The organism is Bradyrhizobium sp. 62 (assembly GCF_023073035.1).
In the GTDB taxonomy this organism is placed as follows: Bacteria; Pseudomonadota; Alphaproteobacteria; order Rhizobiales; family Xanthobacteraceae; genus Bradyrhizobium.
In genome coordinates, this window is sequence record NZ_JADPIT010000010.1 from 159,742 (window position 1) to 180,065 (window position 20,324).

General features: G+C 64.8%; 16 protein-coding genes. 8 read left to right on the top strand and 8 right to left on the bottom strand.

All coding sequences use genetic code 11. From position 1 onward, the window contains the following. Nucleotides 1–245, bottom strand: a 245-nt coding sequence (locus tag IVB47_RS04905) for a hypothetical protein (RefSeq protein WP_247460175.1), incomplete at its 3' end; no start/stop codon positions are given. A 42-nt stretch (nt 246–287) separates the two neighbouring features. Here IVB47_RS04905 and IVB47_RS04910 point away from each other — a divergent pair. Further along, a complete protein-coding gene (locus IVB47_RS04910) occupies nt 288–2,555 on the top strand; it encodes a cation:proton antiporter (protein ID WP_247460177.1) in 2,268 nt (755 codons plus the stop codon). Here the strand turns inward: IVB47_RS04910 and IVB47_RS04915 are convergent. Both IVB47_RS04915 and IVB47_RS04920 read right to left on the bottom strand, forming a co-directional pair. After that, nucleotides 2,552–5,710 carry a multidrug efflux RND transporter permease subunit gene (locus IVB47_RS04915; protein ID WP_247460180.1) on the bottom strand — a complete coding sequence of 1,053 codons (3,159 nt, stop codon included), beginning with the start codon at nt 5,708–5,710 and terminating at the stop codon, nt 2,552–2,554. The two genes, IVB47_RS04910 and IVB47_RS04915, sit on opposite strands and share 4 nt — an antisense overlap. Before the next feature lie 15 nt (nt 5,711–5,725). Next, a complete protein-coding gene (locus tag IVB47_RS04920) occupies nt 5,726–6,919 on the bottom strand; it encodes an efflux RND transporter periplasmic adaptor subunit (RefSeq protein WP_247460182.1) in 1,194 nt (397 codons plus the stop codon). A gap of 255 nt (nt 6,920–7,174) precedes the next feature. Here IVB47_RS04920 and IVB47_RS04925 point away from each other — a divergent pair, with 255 nt between their 5' ends. Next, nucleotides 7,175–7,993 carry an ABC transporter substrate-binding protein gene (locus IVB47_RS04925; protein WP_247460185.1) on the top strand — a complete coding sequence of 273 codons (819 nt, stop codon included), beginning with the start codon at nt 7,175–7,177 and terminating at the stop codon, nt 7,991–7,993. 36 nt (nt 7,994–8,029) lie between these two features. Here IVB47_RS04925 and IVB47_RS04930 read toward each other — a convergent pair whose 3' ends face one another. The 5 genes from IVB47_RS04930 to IVB47_RS04950 all read right to left on the bottom strand — a co-directional run bounded on the left by IVB47_RS04930 (nt 8,030) and on the right by IVB47_RS04950 (nt 13,614). Next, entirely contained in the window at nt 8,030–9,205 is a 1,176-nt protein-coding gene (locus tag IVB47_RS04930) for a beta-propeller fold lactonase family protein (RefSeq protein ID WP_247460187.1), read from the bottom strand. A gap of 153 nt (nt 9,206–9,358) precedes the next feature. Then, complete coding sequence (locus tag IVB47_RS04935; RefSeq protein ID WP_247460189.1) at nt 9,359–10,432, bottom strand: hypothetical protein; 1,074 nt, start codon at nt 10,430–10,432, stop codon at nt 9,359–9,361. 41 nt (nt 10,433–10,473) lie between these two features. Beyond that, nucleotides 10,474–10,923 carry a cupin domain-containing protein gene (locus IVB47_RS04940; RefSeq protein ID WP_027570597.1) on the bottom strand — a complete coding sequence of 150 codons (450 nt, stop codon included), beginning with the start codon at nt 10,921–10,923 and terminating at the stop codon, nt 10,474–10,476. Nucleotides 10,924–11,000: 77 nt separating this feature from the next. Further along, nucleotides 11,001–12,842 (bottom strand): ATP-binding protein, encoded by a 1,842-nt coding sequence (locus tag IVB47_RS04945; RefSeq protein ID WP_247460191.1) that lies wholly within the window; start codon nt 12,840–12,842, stop codon nt 11,001–11,003. A 139-nt stretch (nt 12,843–12,981) separates the two neighbouring features. Next, the gene (locus IVB47_RS04950; protein WP_027570599.1) at nt 12,982–13,614 is read right to left on the bottom strand and encodes a cupin domain-containing protein; all 633 of its coding nucleotides are present in this window, start codon (nt 13,612–13,614) and stop codon (nt 12,982–12,984) included. A gap of 219 nt (nt 13,615–13,833) precedes the next feature. On the opposite strand from IVB47_RS04950, the gene IVB47_RS04955 reads away from it, so the two are divergent. From IVB47_RS04955 to IVB47_RS04980, 6 genes are all read left to right on the top strand, one after another. Continuing rightward, a complete protein-coding gene (locus IVB47_RS04955; RefSeq protein ID WP_247460193.1) occupies nt 13,834–15,525 on the top strand; it encodes a peptide ABC transporter substrate-binding protein in 1,692 nt (563 codons plus the stop codon). Nucleotides 15,526–15,552: 27 nt separating this feature from the next. Next, nucleotides 15,553–16,503, top strand: a complete 951-nt coding sequence (locus IVB47_RS04960) for an ABC transporter permease (RefSeq protein ID WP_247401542.1) — start codon at nt 15,553–15,555, stop codon at nt 16,501–16,503. Nucleotides 16,504–16,506: 3 nt separating this feature from the next. Next, nucleotides 16,507–17,382 (top strand): ABC transporter permease, encoded by an 876-nt coding sequence (locus tag IVB47_RS04965; RefSeq protein ID WP_247460195.1) that lies wholly within the window; start codon nt 16,507–16,509, stop codon nt 17,380–17,382. A 58-nt stretch (nt 17,383–17,440) separates the two neighbouring features. Further along, nucleotides 17,441–18,769, top strand: coding sequence for an FAD-binding oxidoreductase (locus tag IVB47_RS04970; RefSeq protein ID WP_247460197.1), 1,329 nt, complete (start codon nt 17,441–17,443; stop codon nt 18,767–18,769). A gap of 12 nt (nt 18,770–18,781) precedes the next feature. Beyond that, nucleotides 18,782–19,708, top strand: coding sequence for a glyoxylate/hydroxypyruvate reductase A (locus tag IVB47_RS04975; RefSeq protein ID WP_247460199.1), 927 nt, complete (start codon nt 18,782–18,784; stop codon nt 19,706–19,708). A 9-nt stretch (nt 19,709–19,717) separates the two neighbouring features. Continuing rightward, nucleotides 19,718–20,324, top strand: a 607-nt coding sequence (locus IVB47_RS04980) for an ABC transporter ATP-binding protein (protein ID WP_247460201.1), incomplete at its 3' end; no start/stop codon positions are given.

Below are 20,324 nucleotides of genomic sequence, written 5' to 3' on the forward strand. Positions count from 1 at the left end.
GGGAGTCGGGGCAAGTCACGCATGCCATTCGATGATGCCATCATGCCAGTGTTTTGCCCGACGGAGCAAGCGGGTTTTCGGTGAATACGAAATATGATTTCGGCGCACACAAAATTTTCTCCAGCCTTTTCAACCTCATCTCTACTGTGCATGGGGTTGTTTTCGCGTTTTTTTGTTGTTGCCCCGTAACCCCCCTGCAAGCGACAGGAACCCGCTGCGCCCACCGCGGGTTCTATCCCCGTCATCCCGGCACCTCGCCGGGGCAGATGAAGGGGGAAAATTCCTGCATGCAGTGGAGCCTGCTCCGACCGGTCGGCCTTGTCGCCGCGGCTCTCGTCCTCACCACCGTTGCGGCCAGTGCCGAGGGCGGCAAACCGGCCGGTCCGTCCGAATTCCTGCTGGTGGCGCAGATCGTGCTGTTGATCGCGGTCGGCCGCGGTCTGGGCGAGATCATGCAGCGCCTCGGCCAGCCCTCGGTGATCGGCGAATTGCTCGCCGGCATCCTGCTGGGCCCGTCGCTGTTCGGTTGGGTCTGGCCTGACGCACAGCACGCGATCTTCCCCAAAACGCCCGAACAGAAAGCGATGATCGACGGCATCGCGCAGTTCGGCATCCTGCTTCTGCTGCTGCTGACCGGCATGGAGACCGACCTCAAGCTGGTCAGGAAGGTGGGCAAGGCCGCGATCGCAATCTCGATTGCCGGCATCCTCGTGCCCTTCGCCTGCGGCTTCGCGCTCGGTGAATTTCTGCCGGACGCGCTGTTGCCGAATCCGCAAGCCCGTCTGGTTGCGTCGCTGTTCATGGGCACGGCATTGTCGATCTCCTCGGTGAAGATCGTCGCAGTGGTCGTGCGCGAGATGAACTTCATGCGCCGCAATGTCGGCCAGATCATCGTCGCCACCGCCGTCATCGACGACACCATCGGCTGGATCATCATCGCCGTCATCTTCAGCCTGGCCTCGCACGGCACGCTGGATATCGCCTCGGTGGCGAAAGCCGTGCTCGGCACGCTGGCCTTCCTCGCCATCAGCTTCACCATCGGCCGCCGCCTCGTGTTCCAGCTCATTCGATGGGCCAACGACAATCTCGTCAGCACCGCCCCGGTCATCACGGTGATCCTGCTGCTGATGTGCGCCATGGCGCTGATCACCCATCTGATCGGCGTCCACACCGTGCTCGGTGCCTTCGTCGCCGGCATTCTGGTCGGGGAGTCCCCGATCCTGACGCGGCAGATCGACGAGCGCCTGCGCGGGTTGATCTCGAGCTTCTTCATGCCGGTGTTCTTCGGTCTGGCCGGCTTGAGCGCCGACCTCACGGTGCTGCGCGATCCCGATCTGCTGATGCTCACCGGCCTGCTGGTCGTGATCGCCAGCGTCGGCAAGTTCGGCGGCGCCTTCGTCGGCGGAACCGTGGGCGGGTTGAACACGCGGGAGTCGCTGGCGCTCGCGAGCGGGATGAACGCGCGCGGCTCGACCGAAGTGATCATCGCCACCATCGGTCTTTCGATCGGCGTGCTCAGCCAGAATCTTTTCACGATGATCGTCACCATGGCGATCGTGACCACGATGGCCATGCCGCCGATGCTGCGCGCGGCGTTGGCGAAGCTGCCGATGAACAAGGAGGAGCAAGAGCGCCTGGAACGCGAAGAGTTCGAGAGGCGCGGCTTCGTCGCCAATCTCGAACGTCCCTTGCTCGCGGTGGACGAGAGCGTCAACGCCACCTTCGCCGCCCACATCGCCGGCCTGATCGCCGGCATGCGCGGCTTGCCGATCACCGTGCTGCACATCGGCAAGCGCGCCAAGGATCAGGAGAAGGGTCGCGACGAAGAGGAAAGCCCCGAGGCGGTGGTGAAGAAGGCAGCTGAAGCGGTATCAGCGACCGGTGACCAGGATGTCCGCAACGTCGATGTCACGACGCGGGTCCGCAAATCCGGGCTCGGGGAGACGATAGGAGACGAAGCGAAGAAGGGCTTCGATCTCCTAGTCGTCGGCACCGACAAGGTCGCAGCCACCAAGGATCGATTCGACCGCAAGATCGAGGACATTGCAGCGAAGTTCGAAGGACCGCTCGCGATCGTGGCGGCCAAGGGCAAGCACCTGAAGCAGCCGACGCCCGAAGCGCTCAACATCCTCGTTCCGGTCTCCGGCAGCGGCGTCTCCAAGCGCGGCGCCGAGGTCGCGGTCGCGCTGGCGCAGGCGGGATCAGGCTCGCTCCGGGTGATCTATGTCGCGACGACGCGCGACAAGGGCGCGCAACGCGGCGCCTCTCGTGGTCTGAGCCACGAGGCCGGCATCCTGAAGGACGCCAGCGATCTCGCCGCCCGCTACGACGTCGACATCACCACGACCTTGCGCGCGAACCGGGCGCCTGAAGCGGCGATCCTGCGCGAGATCGAGACCACCGACGTCGATCTCGTGGTGATGGGCGTCGATCGCATCCAGGCCGATCATCTCTCCTTCGGCGGCGTCGCCGACGCCGTGCTCAGGCAGGCGAAGGTCTCGGTGCTGCTGGTCTCGAGCGGCGAGGCGCGGCAGGTCCCTGCGGAGAAGGCCTAGGACTTCACCTCGGCCACCGCCACCGCCTTCGGGGTTTTCTTCGACGCACGCCAGTTCTCGAAGCGCTGCACCACCACGAAGAACGCCGGCACGAACAGCACCGCGAGGCAGGTCGAGGCCAGCATGCCCGAGAACACGGTGATGCCGATCGACTTCCGCGCGCCGGCGCCAGCGCCGGTCGCGATCACCAGCGGCACCACGCCGAGGATGAAGGCGAACGACGTCATCAGGATCGGGCGGAAGCGGGCGCGCGCGGCTTCAATCGCGGATTCCAGCACCGGCTTGCCGTCGCGGCCGTGCAGCTCGAGCCCGACCTCGACGATCAGGATGGCGTTCTTGGCCGACAGCGCGATCAAGAGGATCAGGCCGATCTGGCAATAGAGATTGTTGTCGATCTTCAGGGCATTGAGGATCAGCATCGGTCCGAGCAACGACAGCGGCACCGCCAGGATCACCGAGATCGGTGCGTACCAGCTCTCGTACTGGCCGGCGAGCACGAGATAGACCAGCAGCATGGCGAGCCCGAACACCCAGTAGATCTGGTTGGAGACGGCCTTCTCTTGATAGGACATCGCGGTCCATTCGAAGCCGGTGCCCGGCGGCAGCGTCTTGTCCGCGATTTCCTCCATCAGCTTCAGCGACTGGCCCGAGGAGTAGCCCTGCGCGGGCAGGCCGATCACGGTCGACGACGGATAGAGATTGTAAAGGCTGATCAGCGAGGGGCCGGTGGCCGGCGTGATCGTGGCGACGGTGCCGATCGGGATCATGTCGCCGTTCGAGTTGCGCACCATCATGTTGGCGATGTCGCGCTCGGTGACGCGGAAGGCGGGATCGGCTTGGGTGTAGACCTGGAACACGCGGCCGAACTTGTTGAACTGATTGACATAGGACGAGCCGAGATAGGTCGACAGCGCGGCGAACACCTGGTCGGTCGTGACGTGCAGGGTCTGGGTCTTGATGCGGTCGATCTCGACGTTGAACTGCGGCACCGACGAGCGGAACGAGGATTGCACGCGCTGGAGCGCGCTCTGGCTCTGGCCATTGCTGACCATCGCGCCCGTGATGGCCTGGAGCTTGGCGAAATCGCTGTTGCCGTCGCGCAGCTCGACCTGCATCGAGAAACCGGCGGCGTTGCCGATGCCCTGGATCGGCGGCGGCGGCAGCACCAGCGTGCGCGCCTCCATGATGACCGCGAGCTTGTCGTTCAGCCCGTAGACCAGCGAGCGCAGATCCTCGCCCGGTCCTTTGCGCGCGTCCCAGTCCTTCAGGATGATGTAGGCGACGCCGGCATTGGCAAGGCTGGCGCTGTTGTCGAGCGCGGAGATGCCGGCGATGGTGATGACCTGCTGGACTCCCGGCGTGTCCTTGATGAGCTCGCTCGCTCTGTCGAGCACCTTCTGGGTCCGCTCCAATGCGGCGCCGTCGGGCAGTTGCACGGCGGCGATCAGATAGCCCTGGTCTTCGATCGGCAGGAAGCCGGTCGGCACCCGGGACAGCCCGTAGCCGCCGATCCCGATCAGCACCAGCGCGAACGCGACCGAGATCGTGGCATGCCTGCACAGGAAGCCGATCAGGCTCGTGTAGCCACGCTCGACGCGGTCATAGACTGCGTTGAAACCCCGGTAGAAGAAATTGCGCTGCTCGGGCGGCACGGTCGGCCGCAGCCAGAGCGCACATTGGGTCGGCTTCAGCGTCGCCGCGTTGATGGCGGACAGAAGCGCGGTCGCGGCGATCACCAGCGCGAATTGCGAATAGATGCGGCCGGTGAGCCCGGCGAGGAACGACGCCGGCAAAAACACCGAGATCAACACCAGCGTGATGCCGACGATCGGCGCGAACAGCTGGTCCATCGCCTTGATCGCGGCGTCGTGGCCGTTCATGCCCTGCTCGATGTTGTGAGCCGCGCCTTCGACCACGACGATGGCGTCGTCGACGACGATGCCGATCGCCAGCACGATCGCGAACAGCGTCGACATGTTGATGGTGAAGCCGAGCGCCGCCATGGCGGCGAAGGCGCCGATGATGGTCACCGGCACCGTGGTCGCCGGCACCAGCATCGCGCGCCAGTCCTGCAGGAAAACTAGGATGACGACCAGCACCAGCAGGCCGGCCTCGATCAGCGTCATGTAGACCTCGTGCACCGAGGCCTGCACGAATTTGGTGGTGTCGAACGGCGTGTCGTATTTCATCCCTTGCGGGAAGGCCTTTGCAAGCTCCGCCATCTTCTTCTCGACGGCCTGCTCGACCTGGAGTGCATTGGCGCCTGGCGACTGGAACACGCCGATGCCGGTGGCCGGCTGCTTGTTCAGGGAGAAGATCTGGCTGTAGGTCTGCGCGCCCAATTCGACCCAACCGACGTCGCGCACCCGCGTGACGTCGCCGCTGGTGCCCGATTTGACGATGATGTTCTCGAACTCGGCGGTGTCGTCGAGCCTGCCGTTGACGTTGAGTGTATACTGGAACGCCTGTCCCGGTGGTGTCGGCGGTGCGCCGACTTGGCCCGCGGAGACCTGCTGGCTCTGCTGCTGGATCGCCTGGATGACGTCCTGCGGGACCAGACCACGGACCTGCAGCTTGTTCGGATCGAGCCACACCCGCATCGAATACTGACCGGCACCGAACACGGTGACGTTGCCGACGCCGGGCAGGCGCGAGAGTTCGTCGCGGAGGTTGATGGTGGCGTAGTTGCTCAAATAAAGGCTGTCGAACGTCTTGTCGGGCGAGGTCAGCGTCACGAACAGCAGGATGGACGTCGACCGCTTCTGCACGGTGACGCCCTGGTTCTGCACCGACTGGGGCAGTTGCGACAGCGCGCTGGAGACGCGGTTTTGCACCAGCACCTGCGCGAAGTTGAGGTCGGTGCCGATCTTGAAGGTCACGGTCAGCGTATAGGTGCCGTCGGAGCCGCTGTAGGACTGCATGTAGAGCATGTCCTCGACGCCGTTGACCTGTTGTTCGATCGGCAAGGCAACCGTGTCGATCACAGTCTTGGCGCTCGCGCCGGGATAGCGGGTCGTGACCTGCACCGTCGGCGGCACCACGTCGGGATATTGCGCGATCGCGAGGTTGAACAGCGCGACGCCGCCGATCAGGATCATCAGCAGCGCGATGACGTTCGAGAGGACCGGCCGCTCGATGAAGAACTTTGAGATCATGGCAGGCGCTCCTACTTACTTGGCAGACGCCTGCGGCTGCTCGATCTTCGTCACCTGCGGGTCGATCTTCTGGCCGGGAATGACCCGTAGCAGCCCTGCGATGACGATTCGATCCTCCGGCATCAAGCCGCTTTCGATCACGCGCAAGCCGTTGTCGACGGGACCGATCTGCACCTTGCGCTGCTCGACAACGTCGTCGCCGTTGACGACGAGGAGATAGCGGCCGCCCTGGTCGCTGCCGAGCGCGGTGTCGGGCACGAGCAGGGCGTCCTTCTCCTGGGTGAAGGGCACGCGAACGCGGACAAAATAGCCGGGCAGCAGCACCCGCTTGTCGTTGGGCACGAGACCGCGCACCGCGAGCGTGCCGGTCGATTGGGTGAGGGTCGGGGCGACATAGTCGAGCTTGCCCTCATGCGGATAGCCGGCCTCGGTCTGCAGGCCGACTTGAATCGGAAATTGCTTCATGTCGGCGGCGGTGAGCCCCCGGCGAGCGGCCTCGGCACGGATGCGCAGCACGTCCTGCTCGTTGACTGTGAAGTTCACATAGATCGGATCCATCGCGACGATGGAGGCGAGTTGAGTCGGGGAGGAGACCCCGACGAGTTCGCCGATCGAGACCATATGTGCGCTGACGAGGCCGTCGAATGGTGCGCTCACCTTGGTGTAGCCGTAGTTGACTTCGGTGAGGCGGGTGTTGGCTTGGGCCTGCTGGAGGTTGGCCTGTGCGTTGTCGCGGTTCGAGGTCGAGCTGTCCAAAGTCGCTTGCGAGACCGCTTGCCGCTGCACGAGATCGCTCTGCCGCTTGAAGTCGGCTTCCGCCTGCCGGAGCGAGGCCTGCGCGCCGGCCTCGGCTGCCTGCGCCTGATCGAGCTTGAGCCTGTAGGTCTCGGGCTCGATCGTGAACAGCTGGGTGCCTTGCTTGACGAACGCGCCGTCCTGGTAATCGATCGATTGAAGGAATCCTTGCACGCGCGCGACGAGATCGACATTCTTGACCGGCGCGGTGTTGCCGGTGGCCTCGACATACCGCGTCACCGGGCGCTGCACCGGCGCGGCGACGTCCACCTTGGGCGGCGGCGGGGCGACGAACGTATTCTTGTCCTCACAGCCGGCGAGGATGGCAACGGCCGCGACGGCGGCCACAGTCAGCCCGACATGCCTCCAGGCCCCAATGCGCTGTGCTGGTGATGCGAGATTCGCGCGCGTCATTCGGTGGCCCCGGTTGCTATCTGTCGGTGCGGCAGGCTACCAACAAACACCCAGCCATGGAACACCATAGCCATGGCACTCAGCGGCCTTGAACTGCAAGCGGCGGTGTGGCCTTTGACGGGGTTTGTCATGACAAACCGCTTTTCATCGCGCGCACGATCGACCACAATTATCTCAAAGGCCGAGCGACGACGCGCGAAGCGTTCGGGACGAACAAGAGAAGAATAAAGGAAGAAAAGGTCGGGAGATCATGACATGCCCACGTCTCTCCAGTCGGTCCTTAAGTCGGTCCTTGCCGGCCTCGTTCTCGCCGCGGCCGTTGCCATGCCCGCGCTAGCCGATGGTCTGAAGGACGAGATCGCACCGACCGGCAAGCTGCGGGTTGCGATCGCAATCAGCCCGGCGGGCGGTGCATTCTGGTCTACCAAGACCGAAGCCGGTTATGCCGGCGTGCCCGTCGATCTCGGCAGGGAGATGGCCGCCCAGCTCGGCGTCCCCGTAGAATATGTCGTGCACCAGAATTCCGGCCAGATCACCGATGCGGCATCGAAAGGCGCTCTTGAGAAAGGTGCTTGGGACGTCACCTGGCTCCCCAAGGATCCCGAGCGCGAGACCAGGATGATGTTCGGCCCGATCTACGAGGTCGCGGACGCCACCTACATCGTGAAGGCCGGTTCGAACATCACCAGTTTTGCCACGCTCGACCAGTCCGGCATCGAGGTCGCGGCCGTCAACGCCACCACCACCATGCGCGGCGCGGTCGCGCATCTGAAGAATGCGAAGGTCACGGGCTATCAGACCTACGACGAGATCTTCGGCCTCCTGAAGAACGGCGAGATCGACGCCTTCGCGCTGTCGCGCGACCAGCTCAACAAGATGGCGCAGAAGATCCCGGGCACGCGCGTGCTTGAAGAGACGTTCAAGAAGACCGTCACGGCCGTCGCTGTCCCGCTCGGCCGCAGCCAGGCTTTGGCGTTCGTGAGCAAGTTCATGAACGAGGCGGTGACGAACGGCACCTTGCGCAGGGCCTATGACAACAATGGCCTGAAGGACACGCCGATCCGCACCGAATAAGACGACGGCGCAGGATGACCGCGCCGCGCTCCGGCCCTACGGCTCCGCGGTGCGGATGCCCGCGGGGCTCACTTGCATCTTGAGCGTGGATGTCTTGTTCAGCGCCTTGCCGTCGAACGAGAAGGCGATCAGCTCGTTTTCGACCATGCACTGCGCCACGACATATTTGGAGTCCTTCGACCACACCATGCCCTGGCACCAATGGCCGATCTTCGCTTCCGTCACCGGCGTAAGGTCAGTGCCCGAAGTTTTGTAAACCTTGAGCAGGCCGAAATCGTTGAAGAACGGCGAGGCCGGCGGCTTGTTCGAGCCGTTCATGACGGTCACGGCCACATGGTTGCCGTCCGGGGACATCTTCACGGCTTCCGGCGTCTGGCCGACGCTCACCGTCGTGACGACGCGGACCGGTTTCGCCGTCATGTCGATCAGGCTGATCGTGTCGTTGTCGCCGCTGCTGGCGCCGACATTGCCGACGATGGCGGCGGCGCTGCCGGTGAGGTCGATGTCGTAGGGGCGGATGCCCGCGGAGAGATCGCGCTTGGCGTACTCGACCTTGCTCCCGTCCACAGTCAGAAGCGAGATCTTGCTGTCTCCGTCGCGCGTGACCAGCGCGGTCGCGCCGTCATGGGAAAAGACGGCGTGGCTGGGGCCTGATTTGGCGTCGCCGAGCTGGATCTTGCCTGCCGCCGCAAGCGTGCTCCCGCTGATCGTGAAGACCGAGACCGTGCCTTCGCTGCGGTTCGCAACCAGGGCCAGCGTGCCCGCACGGTTGATCGAAACGCCGGCAGCGCCGGCGCCGGCTTGCAAGGTCGCCAGCACTTTGGGCGGCGTGGATTTCAGGTCGATGACCGAGAGCTTGTCGTCGGGCACCGTCTTGGCCGGATCCGCAGGATCGAGCTTCATCGCGCCGGTGACGAGGGCGAACGCGCCATCCGGCGCAATGGCGACGCTCGGAGGCGGGCCGACGACGCTGGCCGGGGCGGGCACCTCGCCGAGAAGTTTCAACGCACCGTCGGTGAAGTCGATGACGCTCACCGTGTCGGGCAGCGGCTGCTTGCGCACCACGGCGCTGCCGTTCTCGAGCACCATCTTGCCGTCATTGGCCGTGACGACGATCTCGGCATGCGCGGCGAAATTGGCCAGGCCGGCCAGCGATGTTGAGATCAAGGCCCATGCGGCACGGTGCGTGCGCTTGCGAAGAGCGGCTGTCATGTGTCCCCCCGAGATTTGTTCTTGTCCGGAGAAGCTAAATGCACCGGCCGCAGGACGCAATGACCAGGCGGCGACCGTTTGCCTTTGAAGACGCCGACGGACGGCTACAAGGCGGGATCTAGCTCTCACTCGCGTGCCACGCGGCGAGGCCCCTCAGCGCGGTTTGATCTCCGCATACTTCGCCATCGCCTTCTCGAACTTCCGCTTGAACAGCCACATCGCGCCAAGGATTTCCCGGAAGCTTGCCGAGGTGCGAGCCCGGTCGGCCTGTCCGAATGCGAAGATGCTATTGTTGCGCAGGTGCTTCATGATCGTCGGACTGGACACCCTGTAGTTCAGGAGATCGCCGGACTTGAGCGCCGACCGCGTCGGCGTAGGAACGATCTGGATCAGCTCGAACAGCTTCATCTGGTCGATCGGGTCGGGCAGCGTCTTCACGATTCCCGGGATCTGCCGGAAAACATCCGCATGCGCGTTCATCAGGCCGTCGCGCACGTTGGTCCAGTGATTGAAGCGATGATCGGTGCCGCGGGCGCGCGCCTCCTCCTTGTCGTCGCGCGCGCTCAACCCGGGATCGGCGGCCGCGATCTCGGCCTTGATGGTCTCCCATTTCCTGCGGCCGTTGCGGTCCTCGGATGGGCCGGTCTGGAAGCTGCCCATATAGGTGTTCGAGCGCCCGTTGCGGACGTTCTGCTTGCCGTTGGTCTCGGCGAAGAACAGCCCGAGGCTGATCCGGCCCGCGGCTTCGGCGTGGTCAGGCGCAAGCCCCTTGGCGCGCGCGATCGCGACCGCGAGATCGACTACGTCCTTGAACGGCGTCGCCGAGTTCTGCGCCCCGGCCGGCGGCGCCTCCATGATCTCGAACAGCTTTGAGTATTCGTCGACCAGCGGCTCGATGTCGGCATCGAAATAGGCCGGAGGTATCTCGAACTTGTTGGGCCTGCCGATCCGCGACGGCATGGCGTCGGTGAGATCCTTGTAAGCACTGATCACGGCGACGCGTGCCAGATACAGCGCCTGGCCCGGCAGGTTCGGCAGCGGCTGCTTGGCGTCGATCTGGCGGCGCCGCTCGGCCAGAATCGCCTTGAAGTCGCCGAGCGCACGCTCGTAGTTCGCAACCGCCTCCGATTGCCTGGCAGTGAGCGTTTGCGCCCGGCACGGGACCAGCGTCGTAAGGAGCAGCCCAAGCGCCGCGATGATTGCGAGGAGTTGACGTCGTACAGGCATGGCCGGTTCCCCCAACGATTCGTCGGTCGGGGGATCGTAGCCTAGTCGTTGGCTTCGGGCGGCAGGAAGTCGACCTCGTGCAGCGCCGAGATGCGCACGACCTCGGCCGGGTCGGTCAGGTCATGGAGCTGATTGAACAACGCCTCCAGCTTCTGCATCGGCGAGACCCAGAACAACGCACGGGCCGGCTTGTCGGATTTGTTGAAATAGCCGTGCGGGATGCCGCGCGGCAGGCGCACGAGGTCGCCGGCGTGGGCCTTGACCCATTTGCCGTCGAGCTTGAGGTCGAGCGTGCCTTCCTGCACCAGGATGAATTCGTCCTGGGTCGGATGGATGTGCACCGGCACGAACTGGCCGGGATCGCTGTTGGTCTCGAACGCGAAAGTGGACTCGGTGACGGCCTTGGGGAAGTAGACCTGGCCGAGGATGTTCCAGGTCTTGCCGCCATAGCCCGTACCGTTCGCGGTGATGCCTTTTTCGAGTGACGTCATGGCTCGCCTCCAATGGGATTGTAACTGACACGGAGTGTTGCGCAGCAGCCATGCGCTGTCCATGCGCAAGACGCGCCCTAACGCCTGTCGCGTTCAGCGGCCTGCCTGCGCAGAAAGCCTTCGAGATCGGCCTGCACCGAATAGGGCGTCGGGATCGGATCGCCAACCGCGTCGACGGCGGTGTCGAGAGAGCGGCGCAGCATGCGCGCGAGCTCGGCCTTCCGATAGGGCTTTGTCAGAAGCGGCGCGCCCTTGGTGGCGCGTCCTTGCGCATGCGGAGCGTCGTAGGCATAGCCCGACGTGAACAGCACCCGCAGCGAGGGGCGCGCTGTCACCATCTCGTCGGCGAGCTCTCGTCCATTCAAGCTGCCGGCCATCACGATGTCGGTGAAGAGCAGGTCGAAGGGCGTGCCTTCGGCCGCGATGGCGAGTGCCTCGGCCGCATTGGCGGCCGGGATGACCTTGTAGCCGAGGCTTTCGAGCTGGACCGTAACGTACTGGCGGACGTCGCGGTCGTCCTCGACACAAAGGATGGTTTCCGTCCCGCCCACGACCTTGCGCTCGTCATAGCCGGTCGGGCGAAGCGTGCTCGCCTCCGCCTTCGGCAGGTAGATCGTGAAAATCGTGCCGCGTCCTTCTTCGGAAGCGACCTTGATGCCGCCGCCGGACTGCTTGATGAATCCGAACACCATGCTGAGCCCAAGCCCCGTGCCCTTGCCGACGTCCTTGGTCGAGAAGAAGGGATCGAAGATCCGCTCGAGAATGGCCGGCGGAATGCCGGTGCCGGTGTCGGCTATCTCGATCTCGACATAGTCGCCGGCATAGCCGGCCCCGACCGCCACGGCCTCGCGGACGCCGAACACGACGTTGCGCGTCGTCAACGTCAGTCTGCCGCTGTCCAGCATCGCGTCGCGGGCGTTGATCGCGAGGTTGAGAAGTGCCGAGCTCAATTGGCCGCGATCGACGAGGGCGAGCCAGATGTTGCCGTCGAGCCGGGTCACGATCTCGATCTTCTTGTCGAAGGTTGCCCGAAGCAGCTTTGCGAGCTCTTCGAGCAGTTCGTTGACATCGCTCTCGGCCGGCTTGAGCGCCTGCTTGCGGGCAAAGGACAACAGGCTCGACGTCAGCGCGGCGCCGCGGTCGGCGGCGTCGCTGATCAGCTTGGTGATGGTCGCAAGCGGCGGATTGTCCTTCACGGCGTCGGCGAGGATCTCGATCGTGCCCGTGATCACGGTGAGCATGTTGTTGAATTCGTGCGCGATGCCGCCGGTGAGCTGGCCGATCGCCTCCATCTTCTGGGCCTGGATCAGCTGCTCCGCGGCGGCGCGCTTCTGGGTGACGTCCTTGACGAAATTGTTGATGAGGGTGCGCCCCCCGATGCGGAGCGCCGTGCTGGAGGCCTCGATCAGGATCTCGTCGCCGTCCCGGTGCAGCAGGGTCGCTTCGAACCGGATGCCGATCGGCGTATCTGACAATTCCGGCAGCAGCCGCATCATGCGTTGCCTGAAGCCGTCGCGCAGCGGCTCGGCGATGAGGAGGTTGACGACGTCGGTGCCGAACGCCTCCTTGCGCGTCCATCCAGTCAGGGCCTCGGCCTGCAGACTCCATTCCAGCACGGTGCCGCTCTGGTCGGTCTGAATGAAGGCGTCGAGCGCGGTCTTGATGACGGCTTGCGTCATCTGCGCGCTGGCCTGCGCCTGCTCGGCGAGTAGCGCGGCGGCGCGTTTTTCCTGCGCGGTTTCGATCGCGCGCGTACACGGACGAGCGAGCAGGACCGCAATGGCGCCGCTTGCGAGCAGGGCGACGATCTGGGCAATGCCGAACCCGGTTCCGGTCGCGGCATAGGAGACGAGGAGAGCCGCCGCGGTCACGATGACCTGCGCGGCCATCGCGAGTGTCAGAAGCCCCCTGAGTCTCATGGTCTCACACCAACGCGTCAGTCGCGGCCCCGTGGCCGCCCTGTCAATGTCCGGCTCCACGTCAGCTACAGATGTGAGCTACAGATTCCGCGCGGCGGCGTCGAGGGGCAATTTGCGGTGGTGCCGGGTTGGCGGCGCTTCAACCTGCCGGCGAATCGGTCTGGCGCAGCGTGGTCACCCAGATCACGCGGGCCGTCTGCTGGGTCGGGTTGTCGAACATGTGCGGCACGATGCTCGGAAAGCGAAAGCTGTCGCCGGCCTCGAGCAGATGGGCCTGGTTGTCGAGCCACAGCCGCAGGCTTCCCGAGAGGATATAGCCCGCCTTCTCGCCGGTGTGCTGCAGGAAGTCGGTGCCGGACGAGGCGCCGGGATTGAGCGTGAGCTCGTAGAGTTCGAGCTGGCCTTTGTCTGCCGGCGTCAAGGCCTCCTTGACGACACCGCTGGCGGTGAGCCGCAGCAGGCGCCGGCTGTTCTTGCGCACGATGTAGCGCTGCACATCGGCGGGATCGGTGGTCTCGAAGAAATAGGAGATAGGAACGTCGAGCGCGATGCTGAGCAGGCGCAACGTCCGTATCGACGGCATGGCACGCGCGCGTTCGAGCTGGCTGATCATGCCGTTGGAGAGGCCGGTCTTGTTAGCAACGTCCTGGATCGAAAGGCCCGCACGCTGCCGCAGCAGCCGCACGGTCTCGCCCAGGCGCTGGTCGACGGCATCGTCGGCCTCGGTCGCCGGGGCATCCTTCGGATCGCTGATCTCGCCGCGACCATCCATGTCGCTCTCCCGTGCATCATCTCAGCCCCGGACAACGACGGTCTGGAGCTTCAGTCGAAGTGAAAAGGTCGCGCATCCTAGCAATGCGATTGACAGCTGTATTTAGTCGTGATGAACTTTTGATAGAAAAATTTAGAAGCACTAAAGCCCACTCCTGTCCCTTTGCCGGGGATCTCGGGGCGCGGGAGACGGTGCCGCGTGCGACAACGGAGAGTGGTCATGGCGGACGACACCGGGAAGTTCGGCGTTGGGGCACTGCATCTCGGCAATCCGAATCGCCGTCAGATATTCCAGCTCGGCGCGGGCGCCGCGGCGGGATGGACGCTTTCAGGCAACGCATTCGCGCAGACCGAACGCCCGACCAATCCGCCCGACAAGCCGCGCGGGCAGGTGATCGCGGCGCTATCGCAGGAGCCGACGGTCTTTCATCCCCTGATGCCGGGCATCGAAGTCGATCAGGGCATCTGGTGGCAGGTGTTCTCGCCGCTCTGGTTCATCGATCCCGACGGCCAGTTCGTTCCCGACCTCGCCCGCGAAGTCCCGACCCTCGAGAACGGCGGCCTGTCGGCCGACGGCCTGACCTGGAAGATCAAGCTCCGCAGCGACGTGAAATGGCACGACGGCACGCCGTTCACGGCCGACGACGTCAAGTTCTCGCTCGAGCTGATCAACAATCCCGATTTCCGCGCGCGCAGCCGCGTCGGCCATAGCCTCGTGAAAGACATCAAGGTCGTCGCGCCCGACGAGATTCACTGGCGCATGGAAGCTCCCTATTCGCCCTACATGTCGATCCTGGGATCGCTGACCTTTATCGTGCCCAAGCACATCCTGGAGAAGGTGACCGATCCGAACGCCTCGCCGTTCCACAATGCGCCCGTCGGCACCGGACCGTTCCGCTGGGGCGAGCGCGTGCCGGGCGACCACATTCAGTTGAATGCTCACACCGGCTATCACGGCAAGGGGCCGTACGTCGAACGCGTGGTGTTCAAATACATTCCCGATCTCACCGTCCTCTACACCCAGTTCCGCACCGGCCAGGTCGACTACACCGGCCTGCAAGGCATTCTGCCAAACTTCGTGCAGGAGGCGAAGACGCTGAAGGGCCGCAAGATCTTCGTCTCCTCGACGTCGTCGGTGGAGCACATCGCGCCCAATCTGGAGTTCGGCGCGTTGGCGGACCGCACCGTGCGCGAGGCGCTGTATCTCGCGATCAACAAGCAGGCAATTATCGACGCGCTGAACTACGGCTTGCCGACGCAGACCGAAAGCTTTGTGCCGCAACAGGCCTGGTCGTTCCAGCAGGGACTGCCGCAGCACAATTACGATCCGGCCAGGGCCAACACGCTGCTCGATGCGGCCGGTTGGGTCCGCGGCGCCGGTGGGGTGCGCGAGAAGGGCGGCGTCAAGCTTGAATTCGCCAATTCCACGACGTCGGGCAACGCGGTGCGCGAGCAGACCCAGCAGTTGCTGATCCAGGACTGGCGCGCGATCGGTGCCGCGATGCGCGTCAACAACATGCCGGCCGCCGTGATCTGGGGCGACTTCTGGCAGCAATCGAAATTCAACTCGGTGATCGTGGGGGTGAATTTCATGCTCGGCAGCGACCCCGACGTGACGCCCCGCTTCGGCTCCGGCGCCATTCCTGCCAAGGGTGGCCGCGGCTACAACACCTATCAGTATCGCAACCCGGAGGCGGATCGGCTTCTCGCCGAAGGTGCCAAGCAGTTCGATCTGGCGCAGCGCAAGACGACCTATGGCAATCTGCAGAAGCTCATCCGCGACGACCTCGCGATCCTGCCGCTGTTCCAGGGCTTCATCGCCGAAGGCGTGAAGGAAGGACTCCAGGGTTTCCGCCCCAACATCAACATGTCGATCAACTGCTGGAACATCCGCGAATGGTATTGGGCCTGATGGTTCAGGTGCGCGAGATCGCCTGAGATGGCCCGTTACGTCGCCAATCGCCTGGCGCAGGCGATCATGTTGCTGGTGATCGTGTCCGCGATCGGCTTCGCCATCCTGCATCTGGCGCCGGGCGGCCCGCTCTCGCAATTCGCGGCGTCCGCGCAGATGACGCAGGAGGATCTCGATCGCGTCACCAGGCAGCTTGGCCTCGATCGTTCGCTGCCGATCCAGTATCTCGACTGGTTCGGCCGGATGCTGAGGGGCGATTGGGGCCGCTCGTATCGCGACGGCGAGCCGGTGCTGGCGGTGATCTCGTCGCATCTTGGCGCCACTCTGGAACTGATGGCGACTGCGACCGTCATCGCGGTCCTGCTCGGCTGCTGGATCGGTGTGCTCGGTGCGCTGCGCCGCTATTCGCTGTTCGATTCGCTGGCGACCGTCGGCGCCATGATCGCGCTGTCCATCCCGACCTTCTGGTTCGGCCTCGTTACCATCTACGTCTTCTCGGTGAAGCTCGGCTGGCTGCCGGCGGGCAACCGGCAGACCGTCGGCGACGGCTCGCCGCTCGATCTGCTTCATCATCTCATTGCGCCGGCGCTGGTGCTGGCGCTGGTCGAGACCGCGATGTGGGGCCGCTTCATGCGCTCCTCGATGCTCGAAGTCATCAACCAGGACTACATCCGCACCGCGCGCGCCAAGGGCATGCCGGAATGGCGAATCCTTACGGTTCACGCCTTGCGCAACGCGCTGCTGCCGATGATCACGGTGGGCGGCCTTCAGTTTCCGACGCTGCTCGGTGGTGCGCTGGTCGCCGAGACCGTATTCACCTGGCCCGGCATGGGCCGGCTGTTCCTCGATTCCATCGGCTACCGCGACTATCCGGTGGTGATGGGCATCCTGATGTTCTCGGCGATCATGGTGCTGATCGGATCGCTGCTCGCCGACATCCTCTATGCCGTCGTCGATCCGCGCATCCGGGTGGGCTAGGCGATGACGAGCGCAGCCCTCACGACCGTTCAGCTCGCGCCGGGCCAAGCCGCCTGGCGGCGCTTCCGCCGGCACCGGCTCGCGCTCGCGGGCGCGTTGATCATTCTGCTTCTCATCCTCGGTTCGGCATTCGGCCCGTACCTCCTGCCGTTCGATGACACCTATATCGACATCATGAAGCGGTTCGCACCGCCGCTGTCGGGCGCGCACATCCTCGGCACCGACGAACTCGGCCGCGACGTGCTGGCGCGGCTGATGATGGGCGCGCGTGTCTCGCTGTCGATCGGCTTCGTCGCGATGGTGATCGCGATGGCGGTTGGCATCGTCGTCGGCGCCTTCGCCGGCTTCTATGGCGGCGTGGTCGGCGCGGTGCTGATGCGGCTCGTCGATGCGATGCTGTGCTTTCCGACCATCTTCCTGCTGCTTGCGCTCGCGGCGCTCATCGAGCCCGGCTTCGTCACCACCACGGTGCTGATCGCGGCAACCGCCTGGATGTGGGTGGCCCGCGTCGTCGAGGCCCAGGTGCGCTCGCTGCGGGAACGCGAGTTTGCGGTTGCTGCACTCGCGTTCGGCTCGTCGAACCTGCGGATCATGTTCCGCGAGCTCGTACCGAATGCGATTGCGCCGATCGTGGTGGCGGCGACGCTGAACGTCGCCAAGGCAATTCTGCTGGAATCCTATCTCAGCTATCTCGGTTACGGCATCCAGCCGCCGGCCGCGAGCCTCGGCAACATGCTCAACAACGCACAGATCTATCTCACCAGCGCGCCCTGGCTCGCGATTGCGCCGGGCCTTGCCATCACGCTGGCGGTGACGAGCTTCAACTTCCTCGGCGACGGCTTGCGCGACGCGCTCGACCCGCGGATGAACATCCCATGATCTGCAAACTGGCGACGAGCCGAGCTGTCTCGATCGAACTGAATTTCTGGAGTGTCCCATGTCCCCGCCGCTCACCCGTATAAACAGTGACGAGCGCCTGCCGGCGCAGGTGGATGTCGTCGTCATCGGCGGCGGCGTCATCGGCGTTTCCGCGGCCTATCATCTCGCGAAGAAGGGCCTCTCCGTCGCCCTGATCGAGAAGGGCCATGTCGGCGGCGAGCAGTCGAGCCGCAATTGGGGCTGGTGCCGCCAGCAGGGTCGCGCGCGTGAGGAGATCCCGCTGGCCCGCGAGGCGCTGCGCCTGTGGGAGGACATGCAGAACGATGCCGGCGTCGATGCCGGCTTCCGCCGCACCGGCGTGCTGTTCCTGACCAAGAGCAAGGATGAGCTCGCAAGCTGGGAGCGCTGGGCGGCGGTCGCGCGCGAGATGCAGGTGCACTCGACCGTCCTGACGCCGGCCGAGGTCGCCGAGCGTCTGCCCGGCAATTCCGAGACATGGGTCGGCGGCCTGCACACGCCGAGCGACGGGCGCGCCGAGCCGTCGATGGCTGTGCCCGCGCTTGCGACCGCCGCGCGAAAACACGGCGTCACCATTCACCAGGGCTGCGCCGCGCGTGGGTTGGAGACGCAAGGCGGACGGGTGAGCGCCGTCGTCACTGAGAATGGTACCATTCGCACGCAATCGGTGCTGCTGTCGGGCGGCGCCTGGTCGTCGCTGTTCTGCCGACGCCACGGCATCGAGCTGCCGATCGGTCTCGTCAACGCCACCGCATGCCGGACCACGCCGGGGCCGGAGATCACCTCCGGCGCGCTCGGCACCGATTTCTATTGCATCCGCCGCCGCCTCGACGGCGGCTTTACGCTGGCGCTGCGCAATCGCGGCACGGTCGAACTGTCACCCGATCTATTCCGCTACGCGCGAACCTTCTGGCCCACCTATCTGCATCGCAAGAACGGGTTGAAACTGTCGTTCGGCAAATCCTTCTTCGACCAGCTCATGCGCGGCACGAGCTGGAGCTTGGACAAGCCGTCGCCATTCGAGACCGAGCGGGTGCGCGATCCCGCGCCCGACATGTCGCTGGTCAATGCCGCGCTGGCTTCGCTGATCAAGTCGAACCCTGAATTGAAGGACATCGAGATCGCGGAAGCCTGGGGCGGGACGATCGACTGCACGCCGGATACCATTCCGGTCATCTCGCCGGTCGACGCCATGCCCGGCTTCTTCCTGGCCACCGGCTTCTCCGGCCATGGCTTTGGCATCGGTCCTGCAGCCGGCAAGCTCGCCGCCGACATCGTGACGGGCGCGACGCCGCTGGTCGATCCCGCGGCCTACAGCCACAGGCGCCTGATCGATGGCCGCCGGCTCGCACCAGTCAGCCCGTTCTGAGGGTTTGGTGGCATGACGGTTCTGTACAAAGCCAACATGGTTCGCGGCGCTGAGTGGGCGGGCTTCTTCGCCGAGCGCGCGCCCGATGTGCCGTTCCGGCTCTGGCCCGACATCGGCGATCCCGCCGACGTCCGCTATCTCGTGGCGTGGGTGCCGCCGGACGACATCGCGACGACGTTCCCAAATCTCGAGCTCGTCTTCTCGGTCGGTGCGGGTGTCGACCAGTTCGACGCGTCAAAAGTTCCGCCGCACATTCCGCTGGTGCGCATGCTGGAGCCGGGCATCGCCGAGACCATGGTTGAATACGTCACCATGGCGGTGCTCGCCCTGCATCGTGATCTCCTGCACTTCATCGGCCAGCAGAAGGCGCAGGTCTGGCGCGAGATCCGGATCACGCCGGCCAAACGTCGTCGCGTCGGCGTGATGGGTCTTGGCCTGCTCGGCCAGGCCGTGCTCGAACGCCTCACGGCGTTCGGCTTTCCGCTTCTCGGCTGGAACCGCTCACTCCGCGAGATCGACGGCGTCACCTGTTACGCGGGCATGGAGACGTTGCCGGATTTTCTTGCGCTGACCGACATTCTCGTCTGCCTCCTACCTCTGACCGATCAGACCCGGGGCATTCTGAATGCGGGCTTGTTCGCGCGCCTGCCGCGCGGCGCGTCGCTCGTCAACGTCGGGCGTGGCCCGCATCTGGTCGAAGCCGACTTTCTCGCGGCGCTCGACAGCGGCGCGTTGTCGGGTGCCGTCCTCGACGTCGCCGAGCCGGAGCCGCTGCCTGCGGGGCATCCTTTCTGGAGCCACCCGCGCATCCTGGTCACACCGCACAATGCCAGCATGACCACGCCGGATACGGCGGTCGATTTCGTGCTGGACGTGATCGCGCGCCACCGCCGCGGCGAGGAGCTGCCTGGGCGTGTCGATCGTAGTCGTGGCTATTAGGACACCGGCATGAGCATGGGCGCAAGCGGAGCTGATCAAGTCGCTGCCAACGCGCCGTCGCCGGTGCTGTCGGTTTCCGGCCTGACGACGTCCTTCCTACGTGAGCGGGAATGGAGTCCCGTGGTCCGCGACGTGTCGTTCGATATTGCCTCGGGGGAAACCGTGGCGATCGTCGGCGAGTCCGGTTCGGGCAAGAGCGTCACCGCGCTCTCGATCATGCGGCTCATTCCGAAGGAGAACGGCCGAGTCGAAGGCCGCGTCCAGCTTGCCGGTCGCGACCTGCTGACGCTGCCCGAAGCGAGCATGAAGGATGTTCGTGGCAACGACATCGCCATGATCTTCCAGGAGCCGATGACGAGCCTCAATCCGGTGCTGACCATCGGCTTCCAGATTGCGGAAGCACTGATCCAGCACCGCGGCCTGTCGCGCGCGGCGGCGGAGGTCGAGACCATTCGCCTGCTCGATCGCGTGCGGATACCTGCGGCGAAATCGCGCTTCCACGAGCATCCGCATCGTTTCTCCGGCGGCATGCGCCAGCGCGTGATGATCGCGATGGCGCTGGCCTGCAAGCCGAGGCTGCTGATCGCGGACGAGCCGACCACCGCGCTCGACGTCA

Bases quoted from the DNA above. Each gene is read 5' to 3' on its own strand.
- IVB47_RS04910 (WP_247460177.1), top strand. From the start codon at position 288: ATGCAGTGGAGCCTGCTCCGACCGGTCGGCCTTGTCGCCGCGGCTCTC.
- IVB47_RS04915 (WP_247460180.1), bottom strand. From the start codon at position 5,710: ATGATCTCAAAGTTCTTCATCGAGCGGCCGGTCCTCTCGAACGTCATC.
- IVB47_RS04920 (WP_247460182.1), bottom strand. From the start codon at position 6,919: ATGACGCGCGCGAATCTCGCATCACCAGCACAGCGCATTGGGGCCTGG.
- IVB47_RS04925 (WP_247460185.1), top strand. From the start codon at position 7,175: ATGCCCACGTCTCTCCAGTCGGTCCTTAAGTCGGTCCTTGCCGGCCTC.
- IVB47_RS04930 (WP_247460187.1), bottom strand. From the start codon at position 9,205: ATGACAGCCGCTCTTCGCAAGCGCACGCACCGTGCCGCATGGGCCTTG.
- IVB47_RS04935 (WP_247460189.1), bottom strand. From the start codon at position 10,432: ATGCCTGTACGACGTCAACTCCTCGCAATCATCGCGGCGCTTGGGCTG.
- IVB47_RS04940 (WP_027570597.1), bottom strand. From the start codon at position 10,923: ATGACGTCACTCGAAAAAGGCATCACCGCGAACGGTACGGGCTATGGC.
- IVB47_RS04945 (WP_247460191.1), bottom strand. From the start codon at position 12,842: ATGAGACTCAGGGGGCTTCTGACACTCGCGATGGCCGCGCAGGTCATC.
- IVB47_RS04950 (WP_027570599.1), bottom strand. From the start codon at position 13,614: ATGGATGGTCGCGGCGAGATCAGCGATCCGAAGGATGCCCCGGCGACC.
- IVB47_RS04955 (WP_247460193.1), top strand. From the start codon at position 13,834: ATGGCGGACGACACCGGGAAGTTCGGCGTTGGGGCACTGCATCTCGGC.
- IVB47_RS04960 (WP_247401542.1), top strand. From the start codon at position 15,553: ATGGCCCGTTACGTCGCCAATCGCCTGGCGCAGGCGATCATGTTGCTG.
- IVB47_RS04965 (WP_247460195.1), top strand. From the start codon at position 16,507: ATGACGAGCGCAGCCCTCACGACCGTTCAGCTCGCGCCGGGCCAAGCC.
- IVB47_RS04970 (WP_247460197.1), top strand. From the start codon at position 17,441: ATGTCCCCGCCGCTCACCCGTATAAACAGTGACGAGCGCCTGCCGGCG.
- IVB47_RS04975 (WP_247460199.1), top strand. From the start codon at position 18,782: ATGACGGTTCTGTACAAAGCCAACATGGTTCGCGGCGCTGAGTGGGCG.